20 protein-coding genes are annotated in these 18079 nt (G+C 39.6%); 8 read left to right on the top strand and 12 right to left on the bottom strand.

The window, feature by feature from the left end:
• Window positions 1-8 precede the first annotated feature (8 nt).
• Window positions 9-296: a hypothetical protein gene (locus DBR40_RS02460; RefSeq protein ID WP_166208322.1), complete on the bottom strand. Its 288-nt coding sequence runs from the start codon at window positions 294-296 to the stop codon at window positions 9-11.
• Between the two features lie 208 nt (window positions 297-504).
• Here DBR40_RS02460 and DBR40_RS02455 point away from each other — a divergent pair, with 208 nt between their 5' ends.
• The 4 genes from DBR40_RS02455 to DBR40_RS02440 all read left to right on the top strand — a co-directional run bounded on the left by DBR40_RS02455 (window position 505) and on the right by DBR40_RS02440 (window position 3302).
• Window positions 505-1092 carry a TlpA family protein disulfide reductase gene (locus DBR40_RS02455; RefSeq protein ID WP_233603768.1) on the top strand — a complete coding sequence of 196 codons (588 nt, stop codon included), beginning with the start codon at window positions 505-507 and terminating at the stop codon, window positions 1090-1092.
• A 95-nt stretch (window positions 1093-1187) separates the two neighbouring features.
• Window positions 1188-1691, top strand: coding sequence for a GNAT family N-acetyltransferase (locus DBR40_RS02450; protein WP_124558213.1), 504 nt, complete (start codon window positions 1188-1190; stop codon window positions 1689-1691).
• Complete coding sequence (locus DBR40_RS02445) at window positions 1692-2177, top strand: MarR family winged helix-turn-helix transcriptional regulator (protein ID WP_124558212.1); 486 nt, start codon at window positions 1692-1694, stop codon at window positions 2175-2177. It abuts the gene before it with no gap.
• Between the two features lie 66 nt (window positions 2178-2243).
• Window positions 2244-3302: a nucleoid-associated protein gene (locus DBR40_RS02440; protein ID WP_124558211.1), complete on the top strand. Its 1059-nt coding sequence runs from the start codon at window positions 2244-2246 to the stop codon at window positions 3300-3302.
• An 81-nt stretch (window positions 3303-3383) separates the two neighbouring features.
• Here the strand turns inward: DBR40_RS02440 and DBR40_RS02435 are convergent, their stop codons facing one another.
• Genes DBR40_RS02435 through DBR40_RS02410 form a run of 6 tightly spaced genes read right to left on the bottom strand, consistent with a single transcriptional unit; the run spans window position 3384 to window position 9503 of the window.
• On the bottom strand, window positions 3384-4730 hold the full coding sequence (locus DBR40_RS02435) for a DUF58 domain-containing protein (protein ID WP_124558210.1): 1347 nt from the start codon (window positions 4728-4730) through the stop codon (window positions 3384-3386).
• 53 nt (window positions 4731-4783) lie between these two features.
• Complete coding sequence (locus DBR40_RS02430; protein WP_124558209.1) at window positions 4784-5761, bottom strand: AAA family ATPase; 978 nt, start codon at window positions 5759-5761, stop codon at window positions 4784-4786.
• A complete protein-coding gene (locus DBR40_RS02425; protein ID WP_124558208.1) occupies window positions 5742-6932 on the bottom strand; it encodes a DUF4350 domain-containing protein in 1191 nt (396 codons plus the stop codon). The genes DBR40_RS02430 and DBR40_RS02425 overlap by 20 nt, the downstream gene beginning before the upstream one ends.
• On the bottom strand, window positions 6929-7660 hold the full coding sequence (locus tag DBR40_RS02420) for a DUF4129 domain-containing protein (RefSeq protein WP_124558207.1): 732 nt from the start codon (window positions 7658-7660) through the stop codon (window positions 6929-6931). Before DBR40_RS02420 ends, DBR40_RS02425 begins: the two co-directional genes overlap by 4 nt.
• Before the next feature lie 3 nt (window positions 7661-7663).
• Window positions 7664-8548, bottom strand: coding sequence for a hypothetical protein (locus tag DBR40_RS02415; RefSeq protein ID WP_124558206.1), 885 nt, complete (start codon window positions 8546-8548; stop codon window positions 7664-7666).
• 1 nt (window position 8549) lies between these two features.
• Window positions 8550-9503, bottom strand: coding sequence for a stage II sporulation protein M (locus DBR40_RS02410; protein ID WP_124558205.1), 954 nt, complete (start codon window positions 9501-9503; stop codon window positions 8550-8552).
• A gap of 154 nt (window positions 9504-9657) precedes the next feature.
• Between DBR40_RS02410 and DBR40_RS02405 the strand changes: the two genes are divergently transcribed.
• Window positions 9658-10398 carry an RDD family protein gene (locus DBR40_RS02405; RefSeq protein ID WP_124558204.1) on the top strand — a complete coding sequence of 247 codons (741 nt, stop codon included), beginning with the start codon at window positions 9658-9660 and terminating at the stop codon, window positions 10396-10398.
• Between the two features lie 8 nt (window positions 10399-10406).
• Here the strand turns inward: DBR40_RS02405 and DBR40_RS02400 are convergent, their stop codons facing one another.
• The 5 genes from DBR40_RS02400 to DBR40_RS02380 form a co-directional block, all read right to left on the bottom strand.
• Entirely contained in the window at window positions 10407-10733 is a 327-nt protein-coding gene (locus DBR40_RS02400) for a DUF2752 domain-containing protein (RefSeq protein ID WP_124558203.1), read from the bottom strand.
• 6 nt (window positions 10734-10739) lie between these two features.
• On the bottom strand, window positions 10740-11228 hold the full coding sequence (locus tag DBR40_RS02395; RefSeq protein ID WP_124558202.1) for a DUF5684 domain-containing protein: 489 nt from the start codon (window positions 11226-11228) through the stop codon (window positions 10740-10742).
• 86 nt (window positions 11229-11314) lie between these two features.
• Entirely contained in the window at window positions 11315-12037 is a 723-nt protein-coding gene (locus tag DBR40_RS02390) for an SGNH/GDSL hydrolase family protein (protein ID WP_124558201.1), read from the bottom strand.
• A 66-nt stretch (window positions 12038-12103) separates the two neighbouring features.
• A complete protein-coding gene (gene lipB / locus DBR40_RS02385; protein WP_124558200.1) occupies window positions 12104-12832 on the bottom strand; it encodes a lipoyl(octanoyl) transferase LipB in 729 nt (242 codons plus the stop codon).
• Window positions 12833-12844: 12 nt separating this feature from the next.
• Entirely contained in the window at window positions 12845-13492 is a 648-nt protein-coding gene (locus tag DBR40_RS02380) for a 4'-phosphopantetheinyl transferase family protein (RefSeq protein WP_124558199.1), read from the bottom strand.
• Between the two features lie 71 nt (window positions 13493-13563).
• Here DBR40_RS02380 and dcd point away from each other — a divergent pair, with 71 nt between their 5' ends.
• The 3 genes from dcd to DBR40_RS02365 all read left to right on the top strand — a co-directional run bounded on the left by dcd (window position 13564) and on the right by DBR40_RS02365 (window position 17986).
• Window positions 13564-14100: a dCTP deaminase gene (gene dcd / locus DBR40_RS02375; protein ID WP_124558198.1), complete on the top strand. Its 537-nt coding sequence runs from the start codon at window positions 13564-13566 to the stop codon at window positions 14098-14100.
• 268 nt (window positions 14101-14368) lie between these two features.
• Entirely contained in the window at window positions 14369-17059 is a 2691-nt protein-coding gene (locus DBR40_RS02370; protein ID WP_233603767.1) for a carboxypeptidase-like regulatory domain-containing protein, read from the top strand.
• 165 nt (window positions 17060-17224) lie between these two features.
• Window positions 17225-17986, top strand: a complete 762-nt coding sequence (locus DBR40_RS02365) for an enoyl-CoA hydratase/isomerase family protein (RefSeq protein ID WP_124558197.1) — start codon at window positions 17225-17227, stop codon at window positions 17984-17986.
• Window positions 17987-18079 lie beyond the last annotated feature (93 nt).

The raw sequence follows: 18079 nt of genomic DNA, 5'->3' as shown, positions 1-18079 counted from the left end.
AGAAAAAATTAAGCTGTTGGTGGGCCACGTAAGCTTGAGCGCTTTACTTCGGTAAAGGCATTTTTTAAGGTAGGCTCAGTAGGGTTAAAAATCTTTGCACATAAAAAGATCCTGTAAATGTGGTGTGCAGACACATAGTTTTTCTCAAAACTTGCATTACAGATTAAGCAGGTATCTCCATGAGCCTGCAGGTGGCTAACATGTTTACAGTTAATTTCTTTTTCTATAACCGGAACAGGCCTATGGCTGTGGAGTACGCTCCAGGGTGTTAAAGCAATGGCGAAAACAACCAGCATAAATGCCGATAAATATTTTTTGATATTTTGCCTGTGCTTTTTCAACGCTTCAAAAGTAGCAAATACTATTCATTATTGTATAATGCATTGGTAACATTGCTTTTATAGTACATTCGACTGTATTTCTTGCGTAAAGTTTAAGGTATATGCTTTGGTTATAGCTTATTCCCAGTAGGTTTGGCGTCTGGAATCAGTAACTTTGACATTGATGATTAACAATACTTTGAAATTTCTTAAGAAAAACCTCCTAAACGCTGCGTTAGTGTTGTTGCTACTGGTTGTGATCTTTGTACCCGATGCCAAAGCTTTTTTAATTAAAGGTTTGATGGAGATTGGCTTTTACAAACCCGAAATAGAAACACCTATTGCCCCGGACATGAGCCTGAGCGGTATCCGATTTAAGGATGCGAAAGGTAATCTGGTTGACTTGGGCGATTTAAAAGGTAAAGTCATCTTCCTTAATTTTTGGGCAACCTGGTGTCCGCCCTGCCGTGCTGAAATGCCATCAGTTAATAAATTGTATAAACAGTTTAAAGACGATAAAAATGTGGTATTCATTTTTGCAGATGCCGATGGCGACCTTGGTAAATCTACCCGCTTTATGGCTGACCGCAAATACGAAATGCCGGTTTATAAGGTGGAAAGCAATGTTCCTGAAGAAATATTTTCGGGTGTGCTACCTACTACCATCATATTCGATAAACAAGGCCGTCTTTCTTTGCGCCACGAAGGTGCAGCAGATTATGCAGATAAAAAAATCGTAGATTTCCTGAATAAACTTAGCCGTTCAAATTAATCAGGCAATGCTTAATTATATTCTGATGGTAAAATGATATTTGCATTTTTGATATACGTAGTTAACTACATATATTTGAAGTAAAATTTTATACTATGCAAAATGAACTTAAAATAGAGCGGTTAAACAATCAAAATTGTGAACAAATTATTGGCTTAATTTTACCCATTCAGCAAATCGAATTTAATGTAGATATTGATTTGGCGGCACAACCCGATTTGTTAGATATTGAAACTAATTACGATGCTACTGGTGGTGCGTTTTGGGGAGCCTGGCTAGATGGTGAGCTTATTGGTACCATTGCCTTAATCGCAGTACCCGAACACCATTCGGGCGCCATTAGAAAAATGTTTGTGAAAAAAGAATTTAGAGGTAAAGCACTGGGACTGGCGCAGGTCTTGCTGGAAACCCTCATTGCCTATAGCCGGAAAAATGACCTGAAAGAATTATATTTAGGTACTAAAGATATTTTACAGGCTGCTTGTCGTTTTTACGAACGCAATGGATTTGCACAAGTTGACATGGAAAAGCTACCTTCGTATTTCCCACGGATGGCTGTTGATAATGTTTTCTACAGCCTGGATTTAAAACCTGCTTAAATGGAACAAAATGTAATTGATGCTTCAGGTTTATTGGCCATTTCTACGCGGTTACAGCGGTTGAGTGATCAAATCCGTAAAGACGGCTTGCTGATATATAAAGCCTTTGGCATCGATTTTCAGCCCAAATGGTTTCCGGTTTTGTACACATTATATAAAAAATCGAGCATGACTGTGGTACTGCTTTCAGAAGAAATTGGTTATGCCCATCCATCAACCATCAGTTTGTTAAAAGAGCTGGAGAAAGAAAAACTAATCTGCTCCAAAAAAGATAAAACAGATACCCGTAAGCGATTGGTAGAGCTTACAGAAAAAGGGCAAACGCTGCTATCTGCCATGGAACCGGTGTGGGAAGTCATTATTAAAGCAACAGCCGAAATTACCAATACCCAAAATAACCTGATGGCAGCCATAAATGAAGTTGAGGCGGGTTTAAAGAAAAAAAGCTTTTTACAAAGAGCTGAGGTTTATATGAAGAATGATTGAATGAATGGGGATTGAGTGTGTGAATTTTGAATGAGGTTAATCAATCATTTTGTTATTTTTGCCCTCATGATTTCATTTTTCGAAGCTTCGCTGAAGCAACTTTCCATCCATCATACAGGCAACAAACTGCTTGAAGAATATTACAAGCTTTCTGATGCACCTTTAAAAATTGATGATGAGGTATTGGGCAATCTGTTGATGCAGTATTTTTTAAAGCCTTTCGAAAAGGTAAATGAAGTTTATCACTTTTATCATCCCAATGATAATCTGGAATTGAACGAAGTATTCCACTTTGTGCATGAAATTTTCGAAAACAATGAACTTTTTCATGAAGATTCGCAGCAGCTGGCAAAACATTTATACGATGTAGCCAACCACCCCAAAATTAAATCGGGTGAGTTGTATGTGGCTTATTTTGAAAAGGTACAGATTGAAGGTGAACAGCTAGAGGTAGTGGGTATATTTAAATCGGAGAACAAAGATACTTACCTGAAAGTTTACCCCGAGCTGGATGGCTTTAATGTAAGTTATGAGCAGGAAGCCATTAGCATTAACAAACTGGATAAAGGCTGTTTGATTTTTAATGTGGAGCGGGAGCAAGGCTACAAAGTTGTAGTGTTGGATCAATCGAAAAGCAGCAACGATTCTGCAGTATATTGGAAAGATGAATTTCTGAAACTGAAGATCAGGAACGACAGTTATAACCAAACCAATAATGTTTTAGGCGTTTACAAGAACTTTGTTACCCAGAAACTGGATGATGACTACGAAATTAGCAAGGCAGATAAAATTGACCTGTTAAACCGCTCAATGAAATATTTCAAAGAAAAGGAAACTTTTGATATTGAAGAATTCGGTAATGAGGTAATTGGTAATGCCGAAGGAATTGAGTCGTTTAAAAATTATAAGAAAAATTACGAAGAAGAGTACGAAAGCCCAATTGCCGACCATTTTGAAATTGCTGAATCGGCGGTTAAAAAACAGGCTCGTGCCTACAAAAGTGTTTTAAAACTCGATAAAAACTTCCACATCTATATTCATGGAAATAAAGACATGATCGAAAAAGGGTACGATGATGATAAATCGATGAATTTTTACAAGGTGTATTTTAGGGAAGAGGAGTAGTTTTTGGTCAAGATTCTGTAGTCTTTAGTGGGGAGTATTCTAGCAATCGTCGGGTTCGAACTCAAGACTTTGAACTCACGACTAAATCCTTTGCTGTGCTTTTAAAGCCAGGTATTGGTTAATCACGTTTACCGTTAGTTTTTGTGGTGGGGTAAGAATGGCTAAAATACCGTGCGTATTCAACTCCTTAACCATGAGTTTTTTCTCGTAAATAAACTTTTCTGCAATGGTTTTGTGGTAAATCCCTTCAACGTCTTTAGCTGGTTCGCTGCTTAAGGCTTTTAGTTCGGTGTTTTCAAAAAACACGACTACCAATAAGTGATATTTTGAAATCCGCTTTAAATAGGGGAGTTGCCTTTGCAATGCCGATAAGCTTTCGAAATTGGTGAAAAATACCAATAACCCGCGTTGTTTTACTACCGAACGTACAGTGGCGTATAAGGCTTCCAGATTGTTTTCTAAATATCTGGTTTTTTCTTTGTAAAGCACGTTCATGATGGTGCCAAGCTGTGCTGATTTCCTGTCGGCAGGTACAACGGCACCAATATTTTCTGATACGGTAATTAATCCGGCCTTATCTTCTTTGAGCATGGCCACTTTAGCCAGGGCAACAGCAGCATTGATGGCATAATCGAGCAGGCTTAAGCCCTCAAAAGGCATTTTCATTACGCGCGATTTATCTATAATGCAATAAATATTCTGCGACCGCTCATCAGTGTAGGTATTCACCATCAGGCTGCTTTTCCGGGCTGTAGCTTTCCAGTTAATGGTGCGGATATCATCGCCCCCAACATAGTTTTTAATCTGATCGAATTCGCTGCTATGACCAACCTTTCTAATCTTTTTGATGCCAAAAGCTGTTAAATGATGCGAAACAGCCATGAGTTCGTACTGCCCCAGATTAATAAAAGAGGGGTGAACAGGTAAAATTTTGGCGCCATCAAAGTTATAGCGGCGATTGATTAAACGTAAGGGAGAACTGATATATGTTCTGATAAAACCAAAATTGTATTCGCCACGCTTGGTTGGCCGCAGATTATAGTGGATCGATTTAATCTCGGCCGGCTTAATATGCAATCTGAAATCTTTATCACGCAGTTGAAACTGAAAAGGAACTTCGTCAATTACCCTTGCGTTTATGCCAAAACCATAGCGGTTTCTGATTTCTATCTGAATTGGATTTTCGTCGCCATTGCTTAACCGCTTCGAAGTAAATCTTTTGGCATCGATACCCTCGCTTACACGGTAGAGGATAAAAACATCAATCAAAAAGAGTATCAACAGTACGCCGATGGCTATTTCGGGTATGTCGCCCAGCCAGGCAAAAAAGAATTTCAGTAAAAAAAGCACAACACAAAACCCAATCGCAGTAAAAAGGCGGTCGGTTAAGAATAAATTGATGTAATATTGCTGAAAGAGTTTTTTCAATGTTGTTTAATCGGTTAATTGTTGAAACTTGTTAACTGACTTCGGACTCCCGACTATCTCGGTACTTCAATTTTTTTAATAATCTGGTTTACAATATCGCTGGTGGTTAAGCCTTCCATTTCTTTTTCGGGCGATAACAATATGCGATGTGCCAATACCGGCCCTGCAACGGCAATAATATCATCAGGCGTTACAAAATCGCGGTCTTGAATCGCGGCAAAGGCTTTAGCACTATGTACGATTGCCAGCGATGCACGTGGCGAAGCACCCAGATAAAGCGAAGGATTGTTGCGTGTTTCGTGCACAATTTTGGCAATAAACTCTAGTAATTTAGGCTCAACAAACAAATTACGGATAATAGCCCTGGCCTGCTGGATCTGTGCTACAGAAAGTACAGGTTTCACTTCATTTAGTAAAGTTTTATTTACCAGGGTATGCTGTGCCGCTAATATGGCGGTTTCCTCTTCAAGCGAAGGGTATTTTACTTCTATTTTAAAGAGAAAACGGTCTAACTGTGCCTCTGGTAAGCGGTAGGTACCTTCCTGTTCAATTGGGTTTTGAGTAGCGAGCACCATAAAAGGCTCATCCATTAAATAGGTTTCGCCATCAATCGTTACCTGGCGTTCTTCCATCACCTCGAATAAAGCCGATTGGGTTTTGGCAGGGGCACGGTTAATTTCATCAACCAGAATAATGTTGCCAAAAATAGGGCCTTTCCTGAATTCGAAATCGCCGGTTTTGGTGTTGAAAATCGGTGTTCCCAAAACATCAGATGGCATTAAATCGGGTGTAAACTGCACCCTCGAAAATTGCGCAGCGATAGATTTGGCAAGTAATTTAGCACTAAGCGTTTTGGCCACGCCGGGTACACCTTCTATTAAAATATGTCCATCGGCAAGCAAACCGACAATTAAGAAATCAATAACCTGTTTTTGTCCGATAATGACATTTCCAAGTACGTTTCTGATCTGGTTTACCGCTTCATTTAATGCGCTTAAATCTGTACGTGGGTTAAACTGTTCTTGTTCCATTGCTATGTGTATATTTATAAAACTGTTCTATGCTTTCGTTTAAGCTGATCAACTCATGGTCGCTTAATTCGTTCATTTGGGGTATCTGGATAAAATAGCGGGTTAATGTTTTAGCCAAAGCCTCATTAATGCCGGTCTTATCGATTAATAACTGCGTAAATTCCTGATTAATTTCAGTTGTTTTAAGGAAATACCTGCTGCGGAGGTACTCCATAAAATAATTGATTTTTTTCAGCGCTATATCGTGGTTGTTGCGTTCCTGATAATATAAACTGCCAACTACATACGTAAATGCCAGCGAAGAATTTGTGTTTGGATCGGCTAAGGGAATAATCCTTTGCCTGCGTTTAATTTCAAACAGCACAAAAACGAGCAGGCTGAAGATAGCCAGGTAGTAGGCAAATTTTAGTTCTGGATGCTTAAAAAACACCCCTAATATATCAGTTGTTGTGTTTTTTTGTCCGGTAAAATACTCGTCGAAAATGATGGATTTATTACCCTGTAAATAGCTTAATGTTTTGGCCGCATATTCTGCTCCATATTTATCAAGCAAATTGAAATTGGTGTAAAAACCAGGCTCGGCAATTAGATATAGAAAGCCCTTACCATAAGGGTAGCGAATAAAATTTGGCTGGCCATTGCCGTTTATTCCCAAAACGGTTACTTTGGTAGAATCGGTTCGGCTAAAAAACTGCGCGCCAATACCTCTTTCGAAACCATAGCTTGCATCTGTTTTAAAATTGGGGTGTGTAAAGTTTAGCGTATTGCCTGCGGCATTTAAAGAAGTGCCTGTTTTTAACTTCAGCTCTTTTTCCATTTTACCAAAATCATAACTGGCAATAAAAACATCATTGCCGGCCTGCATGTATTTGATGAGTTCTGCTAAATCATACTTGCTGATATCTGCCTGCTGGGCTACAATTAAATAAGCTGTTTTGTTAAAGTGCTTCGATTTCAGTGTGTTGTAAACGGCCAGCTGCGAAGTTTTAACACTGGCATTAGGCAGAATGTCTTTTATCTGGTTGTATAAAATGTAGGTACCATAGGGTATTTTATCCTTTGCTGCATAGGTGGGCGCCCAATTGGTTGGGGTAGGTTTGTTGTATTGTGCAACCAGATAAGCCACAATTAAAAAGCAACCGATAATTATATATGCTTTATATCCTTTCATCTAATCTGGCTGTTAAAGTGATTAAATGATTGGTTAATTGGTTCGAACCGTGTGGCATCAATAGGGAAATCGCCATACCAGATATAGTCGAACTGAAGTGTAAGTTTGCCAAAATCGTTTTTAAGGGCAGGTTCACGAAGCTCCGTTAAATAATGATAATTGGTTTTTTCGGGCTGCCACTGGATCAATTCCGCATCGCTTAACTTTTTTAAAGCCCTTAAATACAAAAGTCTTACCGCCAGGCGGAATTTTCCTTCGGTAATTAAACGCTGTAATTCCTGCTCATAGTCAATTTCATGGATGTTCTCGGTCAATACATCATAAGGCAGGATGGTTTCTTTGGATTTCCGGCTAAATATGTTTTCCGAACCAATTAACTTAAGTACAATGAATATAACCACGCCAACACCCACGCCGATAAAGATATACCGCGAAATGGGATTACCAGCTGCTCCTTGAAACAAATCGCCTACCATTTGCCAAAACCAGAGCCAAAAGCGGTCCCACCAGGATAGTTGTTGCTGGCCAATTTCATCGTATTGAAATTCTTTTTGTGCTTTATAATTGCTGATCGCTTCTTTATCAAATTTTGCAGGTGTAACCTGGCTATTGGTATCAATGCGCACAACACCAACCACAGACTTAGTTTTGCCAGCCTGTGCTTTGCCAATTACAGGGGCAAAAAACAAGAGAAATATGAGAATGTTTCTGATTAAAACGCGTTGCATCTGCTAGTATTCTTCTGGCCTGGTGTCAACTAGTTTTTCGTTATTGCCGAAATTCGAAATGCGCTCCTTTAAACCGGGACTTTCTTTCTGCTCAACCAAACTATAGTAAACAAGTGAAATGGTAATAACCGGAATAATGGTAAATACCTGGCAAAGCGATTGGAGTACTGTAGTTATCATGGTTAAGGTTACATTCATGTGTGGGCTTTTACTGGTAAACATGGTTACCATGTTAAGGAGGCTGGTGGGCAATACAATCATGCTCATACAGGCGGAAACAATGATCCATACTACAACTAGCGTACCGAAAGTTACCCAGAAATTATCTTTAATTATTTTGAAGCTCCTGCTAAAAGCGTAGCCAAGCGATCCGTTTTCCAATACCATAATCGGGAACATCATGGCCACAAAAGGTGCAAGCCAAAAACCTGGTACCAGGCAGCAGATAAGCGCAACTACAAGCATTAATATGAGCAATATGGAACTGCCGAAAACCCGTAGAAAGTAATATTTAAAGTAACCCCAAACTTCATCTGTAGCAGGTGGTTGGTTGCCCTTGCGTACATATAGCGCTATATAAGAAAGTACCGCAACCGTCATACTCGAATAACTGGCCATAGAGAACAGTAACGATAAAAAATATTCAATACCATAAACAGATCCGATACCAAAGCCTTTTCCATATCTGTTACCAATACCTGTATTTATTATATTAACCATTTTGTACTGTTGCATAAGCATGGCAGCCATGCTGGCTAAAACAAACAGACCACAAAAGGTAAAATAGGTTGTGATTAGCGGCTTAAAATTTTGCCGCATAAAGGTGAAGGTATCATTAATTACCTGGCCGAAATCCCTTCTTTTCTTAAATTCTAATTGGTTTACCATTTTAATTGCTTTCGGGTTGTTTGAGCTTAATTTTAACGGGATAAATGAATACGTACCAGACAATAAAGGCTGCCGATAATAGCAGGATGGAGGCACTCAATACCAGTGGCATTTCGGTATGGCGGGTAACAAAACTTTCGAAAAAGGCAGCTACAATAAAGATGGGTATCAAACCAATTACGATTTTTAAACCATCTTTTGCACCTTTCAATACCGACACCTTGCGCGAATAGGTTTTGGGGAACAATAAGCTGTTACCTAAAATAATACCGGCCGCACCTGCCAGCACTATGGCCGATATTTCTAGCGTTCCATGGATCCAGATTACCAGTACAGATTGAATGCCCAGGCCTTTGCTAAAAAAGAAGTATTGAAAAGAGCCGAGCATAACCCCGTTGCGGAAGATAGAAACAATTGAACCGAAAGAAAATATAATGCCTAAAACAAAAGTATACAGGGCAACGTAAATGTTGTTGATGCCAATCTGAAAGAACATCATAAATTCGTTTGGTTGCTTGTATACCCCAAAAGGATCGCCTTTAGCAATGTTTTCGTTGGTCATATTTACGTAGCCATCGCCCATAATCAGGCGAACAAAAGTGTCGTCGTATTTGGCTGATAAGGCGCCTATGGCACACGAGATGATAAAAAATGCAAATGCATACCAAATCTGTTTTTTATACTGAAAGAATACGAGTGGGAGCTCGGTTTTCCAGAACTGGATAAACCGGTTAGTTTTCTCCTTTTTATTTTTATAAACCGATTGATGTAATTTGGAAGCCAGCCCGTTTAAATAAGCGGTAGTTTTCGAGTTTGGATAAAATGTTTTGGCGTAAGCAAGATCGTTGGTAATTTCGATAAACTGGTTGGCCACCTCATCAGGATTGGCCTGCTGCATGGAATCGTAATTTTGCCACTTCTCCGAATGCTTTTTAACAAATAATGCTTCTCTCATGTAAAGGCGTTACCAAATCTTGGGTTAAAATAGTTAATTTTTTATGGATAAAGAATCAATCTGGTAAAATGACAGCAAAATATAAGAAATGTTTAGTTAAAAAATTAGTCGTTGATATACAGCGATTATCCTTAAAAAAAATTATGTTTGAAATATGGATAGTATCAGAATTAGCACTGCTCAAAATATCGATATCTCATATGAAATTGCCGGTCTGGGTGAGCGCATTGCGGCCAGATGTATAGATTTGGGCGTTTTTCTGGTACTGGGTATAATTACACTGATTTTGATGGGCGCTAGTGAAACAAGCATGTCGGGTGGCGGAAAAATTATCTTAATTGTATTCCTCGCCATTTTTGTTTTTTACGATCTGGTTTGTGAGCTCATTATGGATGGGCAAAGTTTGGGTAAGAAGGTGCTTAAAATAAAAGTGATTAGCCTGGATGGTGGGCAACCAGCTCTTAGTCAGTATATTTTAAGGTGGCTGTTCAGGACAATTGATTTCGGTATTCCGTTAGGCTGGGGTGTAGTAGCGCTGATATCGGTAATCGTAACCAAAAACCACCAGCGTTTAGGCGATATTTTAGGAAAAACAACTTTGATTAAAACAAATCCAAGAACTCAGTTTACCAACATGGCCTTTAGCTTTAGCCTGCCCGAAACCTACGAAGCCCGGTTTAAAGATGTACTCCATTTAAATGATCGCGAGATTGAGCTCATCCACGAAGTATTAACCAGTTATTACCAAACAGGCAATGCCGAGTTGATTTATGCCATGGCTGCTAAAACAAAAGAACATATCGTGGTAAGCATTCCAGCGGGCATGAACGAATTACAGTTTTTAGAAACGGTACTTAAAGATTATAAACACCTAACCTCAATGGTGAATGTTTAAATGTGGCACTAGTGCAACAGCATTTTATACAGGTAAGAAAGCATTACGAAATTGCCAACAACAATAACAAGTATTCGTAAAATCAGAGATTGGTTTTTAATAGGGAACTTATAAAGCAAGCCTGCTGCAATAAATAAGATCAGTAAAGGAATAGTTGGTGGATAGAGCAGCCAGCTTTTTGATAAATCGCCTTGAATTATTGCAATAAAAGAACGTTGAAACCCGCAACCTGGGCAATCAATGCCTGTTAAAGCTTTAAATGGGCAGGAGATTAAATGATTTTGCAGCCAATCAACCAGGTTGATTAAACTGCAAAATATAAAAAGGATAAACATAATTGCTTAAACTACCGGTGGCGGTGTATCGCTTGGTTTATCTTTATTCTCGAAAGGATTGTTAAAAGGGTTGTTTGGATTATTGAAAGGATTATTTCCAAAACCACCATTTTGAGCCTCAGCAGCTGACGGGCCTAAATAAGTAGCTGGTCCGAAACCTAACATTGGCCAGAATACAAACGGCAATAAAATTAGACCTACCGTGTAACCTTCTGTTTTTCCAAAGCTTTTGCTAAATAGGTTGATCAACCAAATTCCAAATACAAAATTTACGCAAGGAATTATTAACCATAAAATCCATATCATTGGTTTCCCAACAATCTCTATCATTACAATTTCACGGTAAATAGGTATAATGCATGCCCAACCTGGTTTACCTGCCTTTTCGAATGCTTTCCACATCCCAGCCAGCGAAATCACAATTAAAATGAGATAGAAGATAACTGCTCCAAAACCAATGCCTGCGATTATTCCGCCTGAATCATATTCGTTCATAATTTAATGTTTTTAAGGATTATTAATTTAAATAGTTAAACTAATGTAATTTTTTTAATTTAAAAACAGATGAACAGGGAGTTAAATTATTTCAACACGGTGGCCACTTTTGTTAATAATGCATCGGCCCACTGACCATACATTTTGCCACTGGGGTGTAAGCCATCACTTGCAATCAACGCATTATCGGTTGCCGCATTTCTTGATGCAGGAGTAATATTGGTGTAGTTTATGCCCGCTGCAAGCGTTATTTCCTGGTTTGCAGCATTGAAACTATCTATTTCAGTGGCAATTGCCTTGGTATCTCTTCCCGAGTTTTTACCAAAAGGCGTAACGCCCCAATCGGGTATAGAAATCACAAAAACTTTACGCACATCGCCGCCAGCAAAAGCGATAGCCTTTTGTAACAATTCTGCGAACTCTTTGCGGTAAGTGCTAAGGGGATAGCCACGGTACTGGTTGTTTACGCCAATGAGCAGCGTAACAAAATCATAAGTTCCGCTTAAATTTTCTTTTTTAATCCCTACCTGCAGTTCATCGGTAGTCCAGCCGGTTACCGCAATAATTTTGGGATTGGCTACGCTGATGTTTTTGCCTTTTAGTAAATTTTGCAGCTGGTAGGGAAAGGATTCAGCTTGCTTAACTGCTTCTCCAATCGTGTAAGAATCGCCCAGCGCCAGATAGCTAAATGTGCTTCCTCCGGTAGTGGGACTTGTAATAGAAGGATCAGTATTTGTAGGCATGTTTTCGTGCTTAGTACAGCCCGAAGTTAATAAAGAAAATAAAATGACACCGAATAAAATCTTCATGACTTGATTTACGAAGTAAGTCTGGCCTTAGTTTTATTGGAGTGCTGTAATATTGTTTTACGGCAACTAAACCAATTTCATTTTAAAAAGGCTGGCAATATGATTTTTTAGCTTGGCTTTCACTTCTTCCATGTCGAGCTTGCGGCCAAGTTCATGCTGTAATGAGGTAACTGCTTTATCATCTATCCCGCAGGGTACAATGTTTTTGAAATAATCGAGGTCAACATTTACATTAAAAGCAAAACCATGCATGGTTACCCAGCGGCTGCAACGAACGCCCATTGCACAAATTTTTCGGGCCTTTTCGTTATCTGCATCTAACCACACACCCGTGTAGCCAGGATAACGGCCGGCCTCAATATCGTAATCTTTCAAAGTTAAAATTACAGCTTCCTCGAGGGTACGCAGATAGAGGTGGATATCGGTAAAAAAATTGTCGAGATCCAATATGGGGTAACCTACAATCTGCCCCGGACCATGGTAGGTAATATCACCTCCACGGTTAATTTTATAATAAGTAGCCTGTTTGTCTTTTAAGCCCTGCTCATCAAGCAAAAGGTTTTCGGGGTGACCGCTTTTGCCTAAAGTATAAACATGCGGGTGTTCGCAAAAAATCAGGTGGTTTGGAGTAGGGGTATGGGTGTTGTTTACCCGGTTGGCAGTTTTAATGGCAACCGTTTGGTTCAGTAAGTCTTCCTGTTTATCCCAGGCTTGCTGGTAGTCGGTTAAGCCCCAATCTGTAAAAACCGTTGGCATTAAATCTTTGGCAATTACTTTTTCTGCTGTCTCGTTCATCTCCATTTGTATTTAATAATTGCCGGCTACATAGCCCAGCATATAGCCATCTTTGGTTTTAAAATAATTAACCGTCAGTTCGCGGGTACCGGTTGGCAGCTCTACCAATGCGTTTAAGGCACCTTCGTTTTTTAGTTTAAAAGGCTTAATGTGGATATGCTGCTTAAACTCCAAGCCTTTTTTGCCATGCCATTTGTAAATGGCCTCTTTGGCACACCAGGCTACATAAAGGCCGTCGGTATTATCGCCAATTTGCTTTTGCGCCAGCTCTACATCACTTAAGAACTTGTGTTTAATGCTTTTTATTTTATGCTTAATCAGCTCAATATCAACCCCAACTGCATAGTTTTTGCTAATCATTACCGCGGCGTAATCGTAAGAATGGCTTAACGAAATGTGGTAATCAAAATTAACCAGGTAAGGTTTGCCATGCTCATCAAACTGGCAATCGATATACTCGGTAGTATTGAGCATTGTGCGGAGCAAAAGCCTGGTGCTTAGCCAGTGCAGTAACCTTTTGCCACTGTTTAAAGATGAGATAATATCGTGTTCGTGCTGTTTGAGTTGCAGCCCTGCCAACAATTCATCTTCTGTTTCTTCAATTTTCCAGATTGCTAAAACAGCATGTTCATCAATATTTTGGTTGTAAATTATTGGCATTGATTAAATTGGAGATTACATGCAAAATTATCTTAAATAAATGATAATTTAGGCCAAAAATACGCATAAAAATGATATTATCTGATAGCAGGATATTAGAAGAAATTGAGAAGGGAACCATCATCATTGAGCCTTTTAAACGAGAGTGTTTAGGAACAAACTCTTATGATGTGCATTTGGGGAAATATTTGGCTACCTATAAAAGCCGCGTGCTGGATGCCAAAGTCCATAATGAGATCGAACATTTTGAAATTCCAAAAGATGGTTATATCCTTCATCCCGGAACGCTTTACCTTGGGGTTACCTTAGAGTATACCGAAACCCATGGTCACGTACCTTTTTTAGAGGGGAAAAGCAGTACTGGCCGCTTAGGAATCGATATTCACGCTACCGCAGGTAAGGGCGATGTAGGTTTCTGTAATACCTGGACATTAGAAATATCAGTTGCGCAACCTGTAAAGGTTTATGCGGGGATGCCCATTGGTCAGCTTATTTATTTTGTGGTAGAAGGCAATATCGGCACCATGTACAACACTAAGGGGAATGCCAAATACAACAATAAAACCACACGGCCTGTTGAAAGCATGATGTGGAAAAACAAATTCTAAAGGATTTGGCGCTGCACACAGTGGCAAGCTTTCTTGCTCCTCATGATTTGACGCTGCATACTGCAGAAAGTTTTACTGACCCTCATAATTGTTTGCCGCGCACTGCAGGAGCTTTTCATGAGCAAGCAGCACTATTTTAAATTGGTTCGCTATACTCGCTGTTCAATTGTAAACTATAAACTTAGTATTATAATCAAATTTCATGTGTTCTTCATAAAAATATGCCTCAGGTTTTGTACCTTGAGGCATATTTATTTTACCTAACCACATGAAACCCAGAATTATTCTCGCCCTCAGTTTTGTATTACTATTAATTGGCTTTACGGCATTTAAAATGGATGATGATCCTTTTAGCCAGCTGTTACAGAAGTTAGAAGATTATACCACAAAATATCCTCAGGAAAAAGTGCACCTGCATTTGGATAAGCCTTATTATGCTATTGGCGATGATATCTGGTTTAAAGCCTATGTTTTAAATACCAAAACATCGGCCCCTTCCAACATCAGCAAAATTTTGTACGTAGAGCTTATCAATGAAAAAGATTCGCTTAAAAAACTGGTTAAACTTCCCTTAATGGGCGGTATTACATGGGGCGATTTTAAACTGACCGATTCGCTTAGTGAAGGAAACTACCGGATTCGGGCCTATACCAATTACATGCGTAATTTCGGAACAGAGTTCTTTTTCGATAAAACCATTAAAATCGGAAACAGCTGGGCCAATAAGGTATTTACCAAAACAACTTACAATTTTACCAAAGAGAACAACAACGATAAAGTAACTGCCAACATCCATTTCGAAGATAAAAACGGTATTGCCTACAGTGGAAATGAGGTGAGTTATGATGTGCAGCTCGATTACAGGAGTGTAAGCAAAGGCAAAGTAAAAACCAGCTTAACTGGCGATGCTGTAATCAGTTTTACCAACAACCAGTCTTTCCAGAATAAATCGGGGAAAATTATTGCCACTATCACCCTCGATAATAAGCAGAAAGTAATCAAATCAATTCCGATTACTTCAACTTCAAATGATGTCGACGTACAGTTTATGCCTGAAGGTGGTACGCTGATAGAAGAGCTGCCCCAAAAAATTGCTATTAAAGCGGTTAACCCGAGCGGTAAGGGAGAAGATGTGCAAGGCGATATTGTAGATGAGACCGGAGCCACCGTAACCAGTTTTACAAGTAGCTACCTGGGCATGGGTAATTTCGTGTTCAATAGTCAGGCAGGCAGGGTTTACTCTGCAAAGGTTAAATTTAAAGATGGTTCCGAAAAAACATTCAAACTTCCTTTGGCTGCTAAAAGTGGCTATACTATTTCATTAAATAACACCGATACCGCTAAAGTATCGTTAAAAATTATGGCCAGTGCCGATCTGGTTAATGGCGATGAGCTAAAAGTTGTTGCGCAACATGGAGGCACGGTATATTACGTTTCGAAAGCCAAAATGGATAAACAGGTATTGATGGCCAATATCCCTAAAAAGAACCTGCCATCGGGGATTGTCCAGTTTACCCTCTTTTCTGCAGCCAACCAACCTGTTGCCGAGCGATTGGTATTTGTAACCAACAAGACTGACATAATTGATGTATCGCTAAATGCAAGCGATGTAGCCACTGCCAGAAAAGGGAAGGCAAGCTTTACATTCGATGCTGCAAGTGAAGGCAAACCTGTATTGGGCAGTTTTTCTGTTGCGGTTACCAATGCAACCAAGGTAGCCCCCGATGAAGATAACGAAACCAATATCCTCACTTCGCTTTTACTTACCTCTGATTTGATTGGTTACGTAGAAAAACCTAACCATTATTTTTTAAAGGATGATGTTCAAACGCAAAGGGAGCTTGATAACCTAATGCTTACCCAGGGCTGGAGACGTTTTACCTGGAAAAATATCATCAACAATGTTGGCCCCAATATTACCTACAAGCCAGAACAATCTATCTCCATTAGCGGTACTATTACCAAAGGCAACAAGCCTGTGGTCGGAGGTAAAGTAATGTTGATGGCTACAAAAGGCACGCTATACATTTTAGATACCGTTACCAATGCCGAAGGTAAATTCGTCTTTGATAACCTGAGTTTTGGCGATAGTACCAAGTTTGTAGTGCAGGCGCGTACCAAAACCGAACGTAAATTTGTAGATATTAACCTCGATATAGTACCTGGACAAATTGTAACCAAGAATAAAAATGGTGCCGATATCGATATTAATGTGAACAATACTTTAATGAAATACATTAAAGAAAGCGATAATTATTTTAACGAAATGACCCGCCTCGGCTTGTTAGAGCGTACCATTAAGTTGGAAGAAGTAACCATTACCGAAAAGAAAAACCCGGCGAAAAATTCTTCTAACCTAAATGGGGCAGGAAGGGCCGATTTCGTTTTAACTGCCGATCAGCTTTCTACCTGCGTTACCCTTTCGCAGTGCTTGCAGGGTCGCTTACCAGGGGTAATATTCAGGGGTAATGTTCCTTACCTGATGCGCAGCCAAAACACACCAATCCAGATTATTGTGGATGGTATGCAAATGGAAGCTGATTTTCTGGATAATGTAGTGCCATCTGATGTAGAATCGATAGAACTGCTAAAAAGCATTGGCAACACAGCCATTTATGGTTCTCAAGGTGGAGGCGGCGTAATTATCATTACCACCAAACGTGGCGACGGGGGCAGAAGTTCTGATCGATATGCGCCGGGTATAGTTACACTGAGTCCTAAAGGATTTACAGTTTCGAGAGAATTTTATTCGCCTAAATACGATGCCGCAAGTACCAGTAGCCGTGCCGATTTAAGAACAACCATTTACTGGAACCCGCAGGTAGTTGCTGGTACCGATGGTAAAGCTAAGTTTGAATTTTACAATTCCGATGAACCCGGAAATTACCGTGTAGTAATAGAAGGAATAGATGCACTCGGTCATTTGGGAAGAAAAGTTTACACTTATGATGTGAAATAAAGAAAAATAGATAAATTTGAGTTGTTATGCAAGCATAGTTTGTGGTAAACTGTTTCGATAATGCTATCTTGATACTGTAGTCTCGAAACTTTAATCTTGATACATAAGTCTTGATAGTTGTACCCGCTATTATACTTGCTACTCAAAACCTGATACTATTTTACCATGAACACCATAAAAGTAAGCGTTAAAGATCGTTTAGCTACGATAACATTAGATAGAGGAAAATCAAACGCCTTAAACCGCGAACTGATTACCGAACTGGATGATATGCTAAAAAATATCGCTGCCGATGATAACATTGGTGGCGTTATTTTAACCGGTACAGCCCCTTTCTTTTCGGCAGGACTAGATCTTGTAGAACTTTATAATTATGATGAAGCCGAAGCCAAATCTTTTTGGGAGCTGTTTTTAGGCTTTACTGCAAATCTGGTTTCCTTTAAAAAACCAATGGTAGCGGCAATAAGCGGGCACAGCCCTGCAGGTGGTTGCGTAATGGCTTTAGCCTGCGATTACCGTGTGATGGCTGAAGGACAATATATTATTGGTTTAAATGAAGTGCCGGTTGGTATTATTGTGCCTAACAGCATTTTTCAGTTGTATGCTTTCTGGATCGGCAAAGCCGAGGCAACCCGTAGTTTGCTCTCAGGTAAGTTGTATAATCCCGAAGAAGCCTTGAAAGTAGGTTTGGTAGATGAGTTGGTGCGGAACGAAAGCCTGCTCACTGCTGCCGAGCGCAAGATTAAAAAATATATGGAGCTGGAAGGGAATACCTGGTCGCAGAGTAAACTCAACATCCGCGAAGAACTGATTGCTGCGGTAACTGCCGATCAATCGGCTACCTTAGAGAAAATGCTCCAACAATGGTGGTCGCCTGCAACACGCCAAATTTTAAAAACTATTTTAGCTAGCTTGCAGCGGAAGTAATTTCAGTTGGCAGTTTTCAGCTCATAATTAGCAGTTTTCAATTTACAATTGGCAGTTTGCAATAAACAGTTAACCAATTTCAACGATTAACCA

Source organism: Pedobacter sp. KBW01 (assembly GCF_003852395.1).
Taxonomy (GTDB): domain Bacteria; phylum Bacteroidota; class Bacteroidia; order Sphingobacteriales; family Sphingobacteriaceae; genus Pedobacter.
The sequence above is the reverse complement of the archived record's forward strand: the minus strand, read 5'-3'. Positions and strand labels throughout refer to the sequence as shown.

Bases quoted from the DNA above. Each gene is read 5' to 3' on its own strand.
- DBR40_RS02460 (WP_166208322.1), bottom strand. From the start codon at position 296: ATGCTGGTTGTTTTCGCCATTGCTTTAACACCCTGGAGCGTACTCCAC.
- DBR40_RS02455 (WP_233603768.1), top strand. From the start codon at position 505: ATGATTAACAATACTTTGAAATTTCTTAAGAAAAACCTCCTAAACGCT.
- DBR40_RS02450 (WP_124558213.1), top strand. From the start codon at position 1,188: ATGCAAAATGAACTTAAAATAGAGCGGTTAAACAATCAAAATTGTGAA.
- DBR40_RS02445 (WP_124558212.1), top strand. From the start codon at position 1,692: ATGGAACAAAATGTAATTGATGCTTCAGGTTTATTGGCCATTTCTACG.
- DBR40_RS02440 (WP_124558211.1), top strand. From the start codon at position 2,244: ATGATTTCATTTTTCGAAGCTTCGCTGAAGCAACTTTCCATCCATCAT.
- DBR40_RS02430 (WP_124558209.1), bottom strand. From the start codon at position 5,761: ATGGAACAAGAACAGTTTAACCCACGTACAGATTTAAGCGCATTAAAT.
- DBR40_RS02425 (WP_124558208.1), bottom strand. From the start codon at position 6,932: ATGAAAGGATATAAAGCATATATAATTATCGGTTGCTTTTTAATTGTG.
- DBR40_RS02420 (WP_124558207.1), bottom strand. From the start codon at position 7,660: ATGCAACGCGTTTTAATCAGAAACATTCTCATATTTCTCTTGTTTTTT.
- DBR40_RS02415 (WP_124558206.1), bottom strand. From the start codon at position 8,548: ATGGTAAACCAATTAGAATTTAAGAAAAGAAGGGATTTCGGCCAGGTA.
- DBR40_RS02410 (WP_124558205.1), bottom strand. From the start codon at position 9,503: ATGAGAGAAGCATTATTTGTTAAAAAGCATTCGGAGAAGTGGCAAAAT.
- DBR40_RS02405 (WP_124558204.1), top strand. From the start codon at position 9,658: ATGGATAGTATCAGAATTAGCACTGCTCAAAATATCGATATCTCATAT.
- DBR40_RS02400 (WP_124558203.1), bottom strand. From the start codon at position 10,733: ATGTTTATCCTTTTTATATTTTGCAGTTTAATCAACCTGGTTGATTGG.
- DBR40_RS02395 (WP_124558202.1), bottom strand. From the start codon at position 11,228: ATGAACGAATATGATTCAGGCGGAATAATCGCAGGCATTGGTTTTGGA.
- DBR40_RS02390 (WP_124558201.1), bottom strand. From the start codon at position 12,037: ATGAAGATTTTATTCGGTGTCATTTTATTTTCTTTATTAACTTCGGGC.
- lipB (WP_124558200.1), bottom strand. From the start codon at position 12,832: ATGAACGAGACAGCAGAAAAAGTAATTGCCAAAGATTTAATGCCAACG.
- DBR40_RS02380 (WP_124558199.1), bottom strand. From the start codon at position 13,492: ATGCCAATAATTTACAACCAAAATATTGATGAACATGCTGTTTTAGCA.
- dcd (WP_124558198.1), top strand. From the start codon at position 13,564: ATGATATTATCTGATAGCAGGATATTAGAAGAAATTGAGAAGGGAACC.
- DBR40_RS02370 (WP_233603767.1), top strand. From the start codon at position 14,369: ATGAAACCCAGAATTATTCTCGCCCTCAGTTTTGTATTACTATTAATT.
- DBR40_RS02365 (WP_124558197.1), top strand. From the start codon at position 17,225: ATGAACACCATAAAAGTAAGCGTTAAAGATCGTTTAGCTACGATAACA.